Here is a 13,920-nt window from a genome sequence, read left to right on the forward strand (position 1 = left end):
AGAAAACCCCCCGGATCTCCGGGGGGTTTTCGCGTTCCCGGGGCCGATCGGGGCGCCCCCGCATCCATTCCCCGTGACCGGAGCGACACGCCCGAGACCGGTCGATGCCGGGCCGCCCCGAGGGGATCAGCGTCCCGCCGACGGTCACTGCGCCGAGTCGGCCGTGTCCGTGACGAGTCGATATCCCATGCCCGACTCGGTGAGCAGATGGAGCGGACGCGCCGGGTCGGGTTCGAGCTTCTTGCGAAGCTGCGACATATACAGCCGTAGGTACCCCGAGTCGGTGACCTGTTCGCTGCCCCAGATCTCTTTGAGGAGCGTCTGTCGGGTCACCAGAGCGCCGGGATGGCGGGCGAGGAACTCCAGCATCCGCCACTCGGTGGGGGTGAGATGTACACGTTCGCCTGCGCGCGTCACCGCCTTCGCGGCCAGGTCGATCGCGACGTCGCCGAAGGTGACGACGGGTTCACCGGTGGCGGCGGTGGAACGACGTGTGAGCGCCCGGAGCCGTGCGAGCAGTTCGTCGATCTGGAACGGCTTGGTCACGTAGTCATCGGCGCCGGCGTCGAGTGCGTCCACCTTGTCGGCGGAGCCGGTGCGTCCGGACACCACGATGATCGGCGCCGTGGTCCAGCCACGGAGTGCTTCGATCACGTGGATGCCGTCGAGGTGCGGCATCCCGAGGTCGAGCAGCACGATGTCTGGGTGCGTCTGCGCAGCGAGAGTGATCGCGGCCGCGCCGTCGGCGGCGGCGACGACCGCGTAGCCGTGTACGGCCAGGGTGATCCGCAAGGCGCGGACGAGTTGCGGATCGTCGTCGGCGATGAGGATCTTCATTCGCCCGACCTCCCGTCGCGCGCGGCACCATCGGGTTCGGCCGCCACCCGGAGCGAGATGACCATGGTCAGGCCACCGCCGGGGGTGTCCTCGGCGGCGAGGGTGCCGCCCATTCCTTCGGTGAATCCGCGGGAGAGGGCCAGTCCGAGTCCGAGTCCGACGGTGTTGTCCGTGTCGCCCAGCCGTTGGAAGGGCGCGAAGATGTCGTCCCGGTCTTCCGGCGGCACGCCGGGGCCGAGATCGACGACGCGGATCTCGGCGACGCCACCGAGCCGGCTTGTGGAGACGCGTACGTGCTGTTCGGCCGGGCTATGTCTGTGGGCGTTGGCGAGGAGATTGACGAGCACCCGCTGCAGCAGGACCGGGTCGGCCCGTACCGGGGGGAGATCCATGTCGAGGGCCAGGTCGACGCTGTCCGGTCCGAGTCCGAGTTCGTCGATGGCTGCGAGCACCACTGCGGCAGGATCGGTGTCCATCAGGGACACTCCGAGTACCCCGGCTTCGACGCGGCTGACGTCGAGGAGGTCCGTGACGAGAGCCGAGAGTGTCGCGAGGCTCTCGTTGGCGGTGTCCAGGAGTTCTCGGCGGTCGTCGTCGGTGAGGGCGTCGCCGGCTGCGCGGAGGCCCCCGATGGCGGCGACGGCGGCGGCAAGGGGGCGGCGCAGGTCGTGGCTGACGGCCGACAGTAGGGCGCTGCGTACCTGGTCGGTTTCGGCGAGTACTCCGGCCTCCCGGGCGGTTTCGGTCAGGTCGGCGCGTTCGATCGCAGCGGCGAGCTGGGCGATGATCACGTCGAGGAGTCGACGCTCGGACGCTTCCAGCTCCCCGCCGTGGAGCTCGAGGGTGGCGCGGGGATTCGCGACATCACCGACGGGGAGACGAACAGCGCGGCCGTCGGGTACCGGTTCACCGTCGGTGGCCAGCACGGAGCCGTCGGCGTCGAGCAGCCGTACCCCGGTCATGCCGAATGCCTCGCGCGCGCGGTTGACGAGGGCGGGAATCGCGCTCTCGCCGCGCAGGACGCTGCCGGCCACCGTCGCGAGCAGCTCGGATTCGGCGGCGGAACGGCGCGCGGTGCGGGTGCGCCGCGCCGCCTGATCGACGATCCAGCTGACCAGGATCGCTATGACGACGTAGAGGATGAGGGCGAGCGCGTGCAGTGGGTCGGAGATCGTCACAGTGTAGATCGGCGCAACGAAGAGGTAGTCGAGGGTGATACCGGAGAGGACTGCGGCGAACAGGGCGGGCCAGATGCCTCCGACGAGCGCGACGACGACGACGAGGAGCTGGTAAGCGAGTACGTCGGTGGTGATGGATGCATCCGTGTCGGTGGCGAAGAGGAGCCAGGAGAGCAGCGGGCCTCCCGCCAGCGCGATGAGAAAACCGAGCACGCGCCGCTTGACGCTCAACGCGCCGCCGGTCATCCGTGGCAGCGCGCGGCGCCCGCCCGCGGCCGCGTGCGTGACGATGTGCACGTCGATGTCGCCCGACTCGCGGACGACGGTGGCACCGATGCCGGGGCCGGTCAGTAATGATGCCAGTCGTCCGCGCCGACTGACCCCGATGACGAACTGGGTTGCGTTGACGCTCCGCGCGAATTCGACGAGGGTCGCCGGTACGTCGTCGCCGAGGACCTGGTGGTAGGAGCCGCCGAGGGACTCCACGAGGGCCCGTTGGGATGCCAGCGCTCCGGGTGCTGCGGCGCGGAGCCCATCCTGGCTTGAGACGTGCACCGCCAGGAGGTCACCGCCGGCGGACCGAGCCGCGATACGGGCACCCCGCCGGATGAGCGTCTCGCCTTCCGGGCCGCCGGTGAGGGCGACGACGACACGTTCCCGCGCATGCCAGGTGCGTGTGATCCCGTGTTCGGTGCGGTAGGACGTCAGAGCGCTGTCGACCTCATCCGCCAGCCACAGCAGCGCGAGTTCTCTGAGGGCGGTGAGGTTGCCGAGTCGGAAATAGTTCGACAGTGCTGCGTCGATCCGCTCCGCCGGGTAGACAACCCCGGCAGCGAGCCGATCCCGCAAGGATTGGGGTGCGAGGTCGACGACTTCGATCTCGTCCGCACCACGCACGACCGCGTCCGGAACCGTTTCGCGCTGTGCGACGCCGGTGATCTGCTCGACGACGTCGTTGAGGGATTCGATGTGCTGCACGTTGACCGTTGTGATCACGTCGATACCGGCGTCCCGCAGGGCGTCGACGTCCTGCCATCGTTTGTCGTGGCGGGAGCCGGGTGCGTTGGTGTGGGCGAGCTCGTCGACGAGTGCGATCTGCGGGCTACGCGCGATCACGGCGTCCACGTCCATCTCGGTCAGCTCGACGCCGCGGTGTGCGATGGTTCTACGGGGGATCTCGGGCAGCCCGATGGTTTGGGCGAGGGTCGCCGCCCGCCCGTGGGTTTCGACGACTCCGATCACGACGTCGCGTCCGTCACCCTGGAGACGTCTGCCTTCCTCGAGCATCTCGTACGTCTTCCCGACGCCGGGGGCGGCGCCGAGCAGGACCCGCAGTCGCCCCCGTTTCATGCGCTTCACCATACGGCCTCCGCCCAGCGCCGCTCGCTGATCCCCGTGCAGCGCGATGCTCCGCGCGGCACGGGAGATGTGCGGTGGCGCCCGTCGTCGTCGCGGCGCACGTCAATTCCGCAGGGCATCGAGGGAGAGGTTGAGTTCGAGCACGTTCACTCGCGGTTCGCCGAGGAACCCGAGGTCGCGGGATTGGGTCGCGGATTCCACAAGCGCGCGGACCGTCTGTGGGTCGACCCCTCGTGCTCGCGCGACGCGGTCCGCCTGCAGGAGCGCGTAGTCGGGGCTGATGTGCGGGTCCAGACCGGACCCGGATGCGGTCACCGCATCCGGGGGGATGTCGGTGGGGTCGACGCTCTCGAGGTCGGCGATCACCGCGCGGCGTTCGGAGATGGCGGCGATCAGGTCGTCGTTCTCCGGGCCCCAGTTGCTGCCGCCGGATGCCCCGCCGTCGTACCCGCCGCCCGCCGCGGACGGGCGCGATTGGAAGTACTGGGGAAGTGGGGTGCCGTCGGCGTCCGTGAAGGACTGGCCGATGAGTGCGCTGCCGGCGACGGCGCCATCCGTCGTTGTGAGGACCGAGCCGTTCGCCTGCGCGGGAAGGAGCAGCTGGCCGATGCCGGTGACCGCTGCGGTGTATCCGATGCCGAGGATGAGGGTGAAGGCGAGCATCGCACGGAGTGCGACCCCTGTCGTGCGCCAGGTGGTGCGGGTGGAAGTCATGTGGTCACTCCTGTGTCGGGCTCAGAAGCCCGGGATGAGGCTCACGACCAGGTCGATGAGCTTGATGCCGATGAAGGGGGCGATGACGCCGCCGAGTCCGTAGACCAGCAGGTTGTGACTGAGGATCTGCGTTGCGCCCGCGGGGCGATACTTCACTCCCCGCAGCGCCAGGGGGATCAGCGCGACGATGACGATCGCGTTGAAGATGATCGCGCTGGTGACGGCGGATGCGGGGGAGTGCAGCTGCATGATGTTCAGCGCGGCGAGGCCGGGGAAGACCGTCATGAACATCGCGGGAATGATCGCGAAGTACTTCGCGATGTCGTTCGCCAGGGAGAAGGTGGTGAGGGCCCCGCGGGTGATCAGCAGTTGCTTGCCGATCCGCACGATATCGATCAGCTTGGTCGGGTCCGAGTCCAGATCGACCATGTTGCCGGCCTCTTTCGCCGCGGACGTGCCGGTGTTCATCGCCACGCCGACATCCGCCTGGGCGAGGGCCGGGGCATCGTTCGTGCCGTCACCGGTCATCGCGACGAGGTTGCCTCCCTCCTGTTCGCGCGCGATCAGGGCGAGTTTGTCCTCCGGGGTGGCCTCTGCCAGGTAATCGTCCACGCCGGCTTCTGCGGCGATCGCCTTCGCGGTCAGCGGGTTATCCCCGGTGATCATCACGGTGCGGATGCCCATGCTGCGCAGCTCCGTGAACCGGTCGCGCAGGCCCTCCTTGACGACATCCTTGAGATGGATGACTCCGAGAAGACGGCCGTGGCCGGATGCGTCGATCTCTGCGACCACGAGGGGTGTGCCGCCGGTCTGACCGATCGCGTCGGTCTCGCGGGTCAGGTGGCCGCGCGTGCTGTCGTCGAGGGGGATGCCTGCCGCCTCAAGCCATGCCATCACGGCGGATCCGGCTCCCTTGCGGAGGATCGTGCCGTCGGCGAGGTCCAGCCCGCTCATGCGGGTCTGTGCGGTGAACGGCACCACCACCGCATCGGCGGGCAGGTGGGCGCGGATGCCGCGCGTTCCGGCGAGCTCGACGACCGATGTCCCCTCCGGGGTGGGGTCGGCGAGCGACGCCAGGGCGGCGGCCCGGGTGAGGTCGTCGTCCGTGATTCCGGGCATCCGGATGAAGTCCGTCGCTCGGCGGTTGCCGTAGGTGATGGTCCCGGTCTTGTCCAGCAGCAGTGTGGTGACGTCGCCGGCCGCTTCGACGGCACGGCCGGACATCGCCAGCACGTTGCGTTGCACGAGGCGGTCCATCCCGGCGATGCCGATAGCTGAGAGCAGGGCGCCGATGGTCGTCGGGATGAGGCACACCAGCAGGGCGACGAGAACGGGGATGCTGACCGGGCTGGCCGCGTAGGACGCGATCGGGTTCAACGTGAGTACGACCATGACGAACACGATCGACAGGCTCGCCAAGAGGATGTTCAGGGCGATCTCGTTCGGGGTCTTCTGTCGGCTGGCGCCCTCCACAAGCGCGATCATGCGGTCCACGAACGTCTCGCCCGGTTTCGAGGTGATGCGGACCACGATGCGGTCGGACAGCACCCGGGTGCCGCCGGTCACGGCGCTGCGATCGCCGCCGGACTCCCGGACGACGGGCGCACTCTCGCCGGTGATGGCCGATTCGTCGACCGTGGCGATGCCCTGCACGACATCCCCGTCCCCGGGGATGAGCTCGCCCGCGGAGACCACGACCAGGTCGCCGAGCTGAAGGGCCGAAGATGCCACCTCCACCAGGGGCGCATCCTCGGCCGTCGGATCCATGGCCGGGTCGTACGAGGCGACCCGGCGGGCCATCGTGCTGGTGCGTGTCCTGCGGAGGCTGGCAGCTTGGGCCTTTCCGCGTCCTTCGGCGACCGATTCGGCGATGTTGGCGAAGAGGACGGTGAGCCACAACCAGACGGCGATGCCCCAGGTGAAGCCGGCCGGGACGGCGTCGCCGCCGGGTTGCTCGGCGCCGCCGAGGAACGGTTCGGCCAGAGCGATCAGGGTCGTCAGGGCTGCCCCCACCCAGACCAGGAACATGACCGGGTTGTGCCACAGCGCCGTGGGGTTCAGTTTGCGCAGCGCGCCGGGCAGCGCTCGTACCAGCGCAGACCAGCCGAAGGTGCCGGTCGGCTTGGGTCCCCGGGGGGAGCGGGGGCCGGCGTCCAGGGTCGTGCTGCCGGGGAGAGGGGCAATGGATGAGGTGGACATGATCAGACGAGCCCTTCCGCCAGGGGACCCAGCGCGAGAACGGGGAAATAGGTGAGCGCCGTGATGATCACGGATACGACGGCGAGGAGCCCGACGAACTGCGGGCGGTGGGTGGGGAGGGTGCCGACGGTGGTCGGTCGTGTGGACTGCGCGGCGAGGGACCCCGCCAGTGCGAGCACCAGGACGATGGGGATGAACCGGCCGAGGAGCATCGCGATGCCGAGCGCGGTGTTCAACCAGGGGGTGTTGGCCGTGAGCCCGGCGAACGCCGAGCCGTTGTTGTTCGCCGCCGACGTGAAGGCGTACAGCACTTCGCTCATGCCGTGAATACCGGGATTCCAGATGGAGGTCGACTCCATATCCGCTCGGATGGCGGGGATTCCGAAACTGAGCGCTGTGCCGGCGAGCACGAGGGTCGGGGTGACGAGGATGTAGAGGCTGGCGAGCTTGATCTCGCGGGGCCCGATCTTCTTGCCCAGGTATTCCGGGGTGCGACCGACGAGCAACCCGCCGACGAAGACGGCGATGACCGCGAGCACCAGCATCCCGTACAGCCCGGAACCGACCCCGCCGGGGGCCACCTCTCCGAGCATCATGTTGACCATCGGCATCATGCCGCCGAGCGCGGTATACGAATCGTGCATGGAATTGACGGCGCCGGTCGAAGTGAGGGTGGTGACCCCGGCGAACAGCGTCGAGCCGAACAGGCCGAACCGCTGTTCCTTGCCCTCCATCGGGGCGCCCGCTAGCTGGGGTGCGGTACCGAGATTCAGAGCCTCCAGCCACGTCCCGGCGACGATCGAGGCGACGAAGAGCGCCCCCATGACGGCCAGGATGGCGTATCCCTGACGGTTGTCGCCGATGATCTTGCCGAATGCGCGCGGCATCGCGAACGGGATCGCGAGGATCAGCAGCATCTCGAGCACGTTGCTCCAGGGCGTGGGGTTCTCGAACGGATGCGCCGAGTTGGCGTTGAAGAACCCGCCGCCGTTGGTGCCGAGTTCCTTGATGGCCTCCTGCGAAGCGACGGGCCCGCCCGGCAGGACCTGTGTTCCCCCCGTGATCGTCGCGACCTCGGTTAAACCGGTGAAGTTCTGCACGACACCCGCGGCCAGCAGCGCGAGCGCACCGATCACGGCCAGAGGAAGCAACAGTCGTGTGACGCCACGCACCAGGTCGACCCAGAAATTGCCGATCGTCGTCGAGTCGCGGCGCGCGAAGCCCCGAACCAGCGCGATCGCCACGGCGATGCCGACCGCGGCGGAGACGAAGTTCTGCACGGCGAGCCCTGCGAGCTGGACGGTGTAGCCCATCGTCAGTTCGGGCGAATAGGACTGCCAGTTGGTGTTCGTGACGAACGACACCGCCGTGTTGAAGGCGAGACCCTCGGGGACGGCCGGTAGCCCGAGGGAGTAGGGGAGCACCGCCTGGCACCGCTGCAGGGCGTAGACGAAGAGCACGCCCATCAGCGAGAAGATCAGCACGGCTCGCACGTACGCGGTCCAGGTCTGCTCCGATCCCGAGTCGACACCGACGACCCGGTACAGCCCACGCTCGACGCGCCAGTCCTTCGGGCTCGTGTAGATGCGAGCGATCCAGTCACCGAGGGGACGGTAGAGGAGCGCCAGCATCAGCAGCAGCGTGGCGGCCTGGAGCACGCCTGACCAGATGGCGGCGGCATCCGGGGCCATCAGAATCGCTCCGGAGAGACGAGGGCGACCAGCAGATAGACGATCGCCGCAACGGCGAGCGCGCTGGCAACGGCAGAGAAGACGATCACAGCCGATCCGCCCCCTTCGCGATGAATGCGACCAGCGCGAATATCGCCATCGTGGCCAGGAGATAGATCACATCGAGCACAAGAGACTCCCGGATCGGCCAGCAGGGCCGGCGTGAACGCCGCACGACGACTGTGGTGCGGGTGCCGAGCGGCACGAAACCTGATGCAATACCCGCGCCAAGCCGCAGGCGGCTGTCCTTACGGAATCCATACGGAGGAAAGGAGGATCCTCATGCTTCGATCCCAGATGGCCCCGCGTGAACGACCAGAACGGGACATGGTCCGTGGCGGCACACGCTGCACTGACCGGAACCCCACAGGAGCCCGGCGAACCCGCCTCTTCCGCGGCTGCTAACGACAGCATCGGGCGAGAACTGGGCACAGATGAACGATGCTCACCCACGCCAGATCCCTTGATTTCATGCGGACTTCGAGGGCTTCCCTGGGTGGCGGGAGGGTGCCTTTCGCCCTCTCACGGCCGCGATCTCGTCGACAGCTCGCCGGTCGCCGGCCAGTCCGCGCACGTGGACGTGTCGCCTTCGACGTCTACGCCTCCGATGGCGTAGGCGAGCACCACGGTCAACCGGCGGGATCACTCATGCCGGCCTTCGGCCATCTCCGGGAGCAGCTCTTGCGCGATGACGCTCGCACGGGCGATGACATCGATCTGTGCAGGGTTGTAGAGCGCGACGATCGACTGGAAGAGCGCCTTCTGGGCGATCTCGGGGCTCTGGGAGAGGTGTTCAGTGGGGTCGCTCAGCCACGGGTATTCGGCGAGGCTGCGCGCCACCTTCGGTGCGTACTTCTCGGCGAGCTGTCGCCGTTGAGTCTCGTCGGCGTCCGGCGCCAACGCATCGAACGCCGCAGTCACCTCGTCGCGGTGCGTCTCGAGCATCTTCCGCACATCGGCCATCGCATCCTCGTCGTAGAGCTGGGAGTAGATGAGCATCAATGCGCGTTCCGGGGCGGACAGACGCGCCGCCACGTCTTCGAACCCGCTCGGGACGTCCGTCGCGGACGATCCCTGCATGATCGCGCTGATCTCTGCGCGGGCACGCTGGAGCCGTTCGATGCTCAGGGCCAGGTCCGCGTCGATCGCGGCGAGCGCCTGCGAGGACGGGTCGCTGTCTCCACCGACGTGCTCGATCCGTTCGAGCGGCACTCCGAGGTCCCGGAGACGTCGAATCTGCAGCAGTCGAACGAGGTGTCTCACCTGGTACTGCTTGTACCCGTTCGATGCCCGATCCGGCACGTCGAGGAGCCCGACCCGATGGTAATGCCGCACCGTGTTGACGGTGGTGCCGGCCAGATTCGCGACCTCTCGTGTGCTCCATCCCATGCGGTGATCCTCGTCCTCTGTCGGCAGTGTTCTCCGCGGTGCGTCTGCGCCGGGAAGCGAAGCTCAGTCAAGTCCGTGTGCTGGGCACAAGGTCAAGCGGGCGCGTGGACGTTCATACGACGGCTGATCGGGACCCTGTGCCGGGGACACGGATCCCGAGTCAGCCGGAAAAGCCATCGTCTTCACGCTCGCGGCCGGGGCGCAGCCCTGCGGAGGAATCCGGAGCGGCTTGACCTCGTTCCGACAACACGGTCTCTACTGGTGCCGCAGTCGAAGACGTTCGACACGCGAACCCCGAGGAGATGAACCGAGCCATGTACCCGCTGCAAGAACGCATCGATGAGTCAGTGGGGCCGGTGGCCCGGGTGCCCGAACGGTCCGCCCGTTCAGGGCGGGGGATGAACGACATGTACGGACAACGGCCCGGTGACATCGCCCTGCCTCCGACGACATCCATCGATCTGAGTCACCTGGTCCGGGCAGCGCTGGACGCGACATCGTCCGTGACGGATCACACAGTCGAATCCGAGCGGTGACATGGCCGGCATCCGCCGGGCCGAGCACGGCCGGCAACACCGGAAGGCGCATCCCACGGGCGCCGGGGGCCGTGGAGGGAAGGGGCATGGGTTCCTTCGTCGACCGGGATTCGCGGTGCCGCTGATCGTGCTGGCGGTCGTCGCGCTCGCGCTGACGTGGCTCAACCGCAGCCCGTGGTGGGGCTGGCTGCTCGTGCTGGCGCTCCTCGCGGTGATCCCCGCGGGCGCGCGCTGGGTGGGTCGACGACGAACGCCTACGCGGATGGGGGCGTGGTTGCTCGCGGCGGTCCTGGTGTGCGGCACGGCCGTCCTCGCCTACCCACCCGCCGGCACCCGGGCGGCGGGAGGCGACGACCCGTTGCCGACGGCCCGGGTCTCCACACGGCAGGGACCCGTGCAGGGAGTGGTGGACGACGCCCGCCGCGTGGAGGTCTTCGCGGGCATCCCCTATGCGCAGCCCCCGGTCGGTGATCTGCGATGGCGGGCGCCTGAGCCGCCCCCATCGCGTGCGGAGGCGTTCGTCGCCGACCGCTTCTCCGCTGCTCCCGTGCAGAGCACCTCGAGCTTCCTCACCCGGGCGCTCTCGGGGGTCCTGCAGTTGCCCCTGGAAGGCACCCTGTTCAACCCCTACCGGGTGAGCGAGGACAGCCTCTCGCTCAACATCTGGCGCAGCACCGCGCCGATGGGCGGTGCTCTGCCCGTCCTGGTCTACGTCCCCGGCGGGGGCTTCTCCACCGGCTCGGGGGCGTTGCCGCTCTATGACGGTGCAGCGCTCGCCTCGCGCGGTGACATCATTACGGTCACCATCAACTACCGGCTCGGTGTGTTCGGTTTCCTCTCCCACCCGGAGCTCGCCGACGAGTCCGAGCACGACGCCTCGGGCAACTACGGCATCCTCGACCAGATCGCCGCGCTCGAGTGGGTGCGGGACAACATCGGGGCTTTCGGCGGTGACCCGGACCGGGTGACGGTCGCCGGCGAATCCGCGGGCGGCGAGAGCGTCTGCATCCTGGGCGCGACGCCGCGCTCGCACGGCCTCGTCCACGGCATCATCGCCGGCAGCGGAGCGTGCATGGGCACCAGCGGTGACGTCGAGAACGGAGACCAATTCGACACCCGGGACGCGGCGGAGGACGCCGGCCGGCGCCTGAGCGAGCAGCTCGGCGGCGCGACGATGGCGGAGATGCGTGAGATGCCGGTCGACCGCATCCTCGAGGCAGCCGGCGACCTCGCCGCGCACTGGCGTCCCGCCATCGACGGGTACGTCCTGCCCCTCCCGCCCGCGGACATCTACGCCTCCGGCAGGCAGCACGACGTGCCGATCCTCGTCGGCAGCAATGCGGATGAAGCGTCCCTCGCCCTCGCCATCCCTCCGCGCGTGGACGTCGACGAGTACCGTTCGTCGGCGGAGAAGACCTATGGCGACCTGGCCGACGGGTTCCTCCGCCTCTACCCGGGTGACACGCCGGAGCAGGCGCTGCAGTCCGCTCTGCGTGCAGAGACCGACAGAGTCATGACCCGGGCCATGTTCCGGTGGGCGCATCTGCAGACGCAGTCCGGTCGGCAACCTGCGTACCTGTATTTCTTCTCCCACATCCCGCCCGAATCGGGGCTGGAGAAGTACGGCGCCTACCACGGCGCCGAGGTGGCGTACGCCTACGACAATCTCGGCGCTGACGGCGACGCGGACTACACCGCGACCGACTACCGGCTGCGCGATCAGATGAGCGGGCACTGGGCGGCGTTCGTGCGTACGGGGCATTCCCACGCACCCGAGCTCACGCCCTGGCCGGCCTTGGACGATGCGCCGGATCAGGTGATGGAGTTCAGCGCGACCGGTGGTGTGCCGACTCCGCATCCGCGTGCGGATGCCATCGACTTCTGGATGGATTATGCCGGCCCGATTTCGTGATGGCGCTGAGGAGGATGAATGCGTTCCATCGTTCCCGACTACCTGACGGACGTCCTTGCGGAGGTGGAGTCCAACACGCAGGGTGAGCTGGCGGGTTACATCCCCGAACTCGCGGCAGCGGATCCTGGGCGGCTGGGCGCCGTCTTCGCCACCGTCGACGGTGAGGTCTACGGTGCCGGTGACGTCGATGCCGAGTTCACGATCCAATCGATCTCGAAACCGTTCGTGTACGCCTTGGCCTTGTCGGACCGTGGCTTCGCTCCGGTGCTCGCAAAGGTCGGCGTCGAGCCGTCCGGCGAGGCGTTCAATGGGATCTCCGTCGAAAGGGAAACGGGGCGCCCGCGGAATCCGATGATCAACGCGGGCGCGATCACGACCCACTCGGTCGCCGGCGCAGAGGGTCTGCCGCCGACCGAGAGGGTCGAGCCCGTCGTCCGTGGCCTGTCCGCGTTCGCTGGCCGTGAGCTGACGGTCGACGAGACGGTGTGCGCCTCGGAAATGGAGAGTGCGCACCGCAACCTCGCCGTCGCGCACATGCTCCGCAGCTACGGCATCCTGACCGAAGACCCGAGGGCAGCGGTCGATGGATACATCCGCCAGTGCTCGGTGCTCGTCACCACCCGGGACCTGGCCGTGATGGCAGCGACCTGGGCCAACCGGGGGGTGAACCCCCGTACCGGCCGGCGGATGCTCCTCGAGGCCGTGCGCCGGCTCACGCTGGACGGCCATGACGTCTATCTCGTCGACCCCGAGTCGATGATCCCGGACCCCCGCCCGGGCGATGGTGGCCGCGTCACCGTCGTCCGTGATGTCGAGCAGGTTCTGGGCGCTCCGCCCGAGGGGTGGGAAAACGGGTCTTGACCCTGTGGTGAGCACATGGATTCTGATGGCCATGAGCTTCCAGCATCCGACTGGATACCGAGGAATGGACGAACATCATGGGCCACATCGTTGTCGGCGAGGAGAACAGCACCCCCGTCGAGCTGTACTACGAGGACCAGGGGAAAGGGCAGCCGGTCGTGCTCATCCACGGGTACCCGTTGAACGGTCACAGCTGGGAGCGACAGACGCGCGAACTCCTCGCCGCCGGTTACCGCGTGATCACCTACGACCGTCGCGGCTTCGGGCAGTCGTCGAAGGTCGGCACCGGCTACGACTACGACACGTTCGCGGCGGATCTCAACACGATCCTCGACACCCTGGATCTGCGCGACGTCGTCCTCATCGGCTTCTCGATGGGCACCGGAGAACTCGCACGGTATGTGGCACGGTACGGACACGAGCGGGTGGCGAAGCTCGCGTTCCTGGCCTCGCTCGAGCCCTTCCTCGTCGCCCGCGAGGACAATCCCGATGGCGTGCCGCAGGAGGTGTTCGACGGCATCGCCGCAGCCGCGAAGGGGGACAGGTACGCCTGGTTCACGCAGTTCTACCAAGACTTCTACAACCTCGACGAGAACCTCGGGACCCGAATCAGTCAAGAAGCCGTCGCAGCCAGCTGGAACGTCGCGATCGCCAGCGCTCCGGTCGCCGCGTACGCGGTCGTGGCGTCCTGGGTCGAGGACTTCCGCGCGGATGTGGATGCCGTTCGTGCCACCGGCAAGCCGGCTCTGATCCTGCACGGGACCAAGGACAACATCCTTCCGATCGATGCCACCGGGCGTCGCTTCCGCGACGCGTTCCCCGAGGCCGACTATGTAGAGATCGAGGGTGCACCCCACGGCCTCCTGTGGACCCACGCCGACGAGGTCAACGCGGCGCTCATCGACTTCCTCAAGGCCTAGGGCGCCGCATCCGCGGGGGAACGGTGCGCCGGCTGCCATCGCGAGTAGATCTTCAGCTCAGACGCCGTGAAGTAGTTCTGCGTCTGAGGGGTGATCAGCACCAGGTATCGTTCGCGCTTCTTGTCGATCCAGATGACTGTTCCGACGTTTCCGGTCATGACGGACCCGGTGACCTGCACGGTGTTGCCTACCTTGAACTCGTCCATCTGCTCGTCCCTCTCTCCCTGGGTGTTCCGAACGACGGGACCCCGAGTGGGTCCCGTCGTTCGCCAGCCTGCCGGGGGA

13 protein-coding genes are annotated in these 13,920 nt (G+C 68.1%); 3 read left to right on the forward strand and 10 right to left on the reverse strand.

Features of this window, described 5'->3' with window-relative positions:
* Positions 1-144 precede the first annotated feature (144 nt).
* The 9 genes from F6J84_RS06500 to F6J84_RS06535 all read right to left on the reverse strand — a co-directional run bounded on the left by F6J84_RS06500 (position 145) and on the right by F6J84_RS06535 (position 9,406).
* Positions 145-837, reverse strand: coding sequence for a response regulator (locus F6J84_RS06500; protein WP_150972346.1), 693 nt, complete (start codon positions 835-837; stop codon positions 145-147).
* Positions 834-3,365, reverse strand: coding sequence for a DUF4118 domain-containing protein (locus tag F6J84_RS06505; protein ID WP_150972348.1), 2,532 nt, complete (start codon positions 3,363-3,365; stop codon positions 834-836). The genes F6J84_RS06500 and F6J84_RS06505 overlap by 4 nt, the downstream gene beginning before the upstream one ends.
* 111 nt (positions 3,366-3,476) lie before the next feature.
* Entirely contained in the window at positions 3,477-4,088 is a 612-nt protein-coding gene (gene kdpC / locus F6J84_RS06510; RefSeq protein WP_150972350.1) for a potassium-transporting ATPase subunit KdpC, read from the reverse strand.
* Between the two features lie 21 nt (positions 4,089-4,109).
* Positions 4,110-6,287 carry a potassium-transporting ATPase subunit KdpB gene (gene kdpB / locus F6J84_RS06515; protein ID WP_150972352.1) on the reverse strand — a complete coding sequence of 726 codons (2,178 nt, stop codon included), beginning with the start codon at positions 6,285-6,287 and terminating at the stop codon, positions 4,110-4,112.
* Between the two features lie 2 nt (positions 6,288-6,289).
* The gene (gene kdpA, locus F6J84_RS06520) at positions 6,290-7,978 is read right to left on the reverse strand and encodes a potassium-transporting ATPase subunit KdpA (RefSeq protein WP_150972354.1); all 1,689 of its coding nucleotides are present in this window, start codon (positions 7,976-7,978) and stop codon (positions 6,290-6,292) included.
* Positions 7,978-8,067, reverse strand: coding sequence for a potassium-transporting ATPase subunit F (locus tag F6J84_RS06525; RefSeq protein ID WP_150972356.1), 90 nt, complete (start codon positions 8,065-8,067; stop codon positions 7,978-7,980). Before F6J84_RS06525 ends, kdpA begins: the two co-directional genes overlap by 1 nt.
* Positions 8,064-8,222 (reverse strand): hypothetical protein, encoded by a 159-nt coding sequence (locus F6J84_RS15465; protein WP_191905773.1) that lies wholly within the window; start codon positions 8,220-8,222, stop codon positions 8,064-8,066. The genes F6J84_RS06525 and F6J84_RS15465 overlap by 4 nt, the downstream gene beginning before the upstream one ends.
* A 75-nt stretch (positions 8,223-8,297) precedes the next feature.
* Complete coding sequence (locus tag F6J84_RS15785) at positions 8,298-8,453, reverse strand: universal stress protein (protein WP_150974724.1); 156 nt, start codon at positions 8,451-8,453, stop codon at positions 8,298-8,300.
* A gap of 206 nt (positions 8,454-8,659) precedes the next feature.
* Entirely contained in the window at positions 8,660-9,406 is a 747-nt protein-coding gene (locus F6J84_RS06535; protein ID WP_150972358.1) for a MerR family transcriptional regulator, read from the reverse strand.
* A 651-nt stretch (positions 9,407-10,057) separates the two neighbouring features.
* On the opposite strand from F6J84_RS06535, the gene F6J84_RS06540 reads away from it, so the two are divergent.
* The 3 genes from F6J84_RS06540 (at position 10,058) to F6J84_RS06550 (ending at position 13,635) form a co-directional block, all read left to right on the forward strand.
* Positions 10,058-11,854: a carboxylesterase/lipase family protein gene (locus tag F6J84_RS06540; protein WP_238702624.1), complete on the forward strand. Its 1,797-nt coding sequence runs from the start codon at positions 10,058-10,060 to the stop codon at positions 11,852-11,854.
* An 18-nt stretch (positions 11,855-11,872) separates the two neighbouring features.
* A complete protein-coding gene (locus tag F6J84_RS06545; protein WP_150972362.1) occupies positions 11,873-12,715 on the forward strand; it encodes a glutaminase in 843 nt (280 codons plus the stop codon).
* Positions 12,716-12,792: 77 nt separating this feature from the next.
* Positions 12,793-13,635, forward strand: a complete 843-nt coding sequence (locus F6J84_RS06550) for an alpha/beta fold hydrolase (RefSeq protein ID WP_150972363.1) — start codon at positions 12,793-12,795, stop codon at positions 13,633-13,635.
* Here the strand turns inward: F6J84_RS06550 and F6J84_RS06555 are convergent.
* Positions 13,632-13,841 carry a KOW domain-containing RNA-binding protein gene (locus tag F6J84_RS06555; protein WP_150972365.1) on the reverse strand — a complete coding sequence of 70 codons (210 nt, stop codon included), beginning with the start codon at positions 13,839-13,841 and terminating at the stop codon, positions 13,632-13,634. The two genes, F6J84_RS06550 and F6J84_RS06555, sit on opposite strands and share 4 nt — an antisense overlap.
* Between the last annotated feature and the right edge of the window lie 79 nt (positions 13,842-13,920).

It is taken from the genome of Microbacterium caowuchunii (genome assembly GCF_008727755.1).
GTDB classification, from domain to species: domain Bacteria; phylum Actinomycetota; class Actinomycetes; order Actinomycetales; family Microbacteriaceae; genus Microbacterium; species Microbacterium caowuchunii.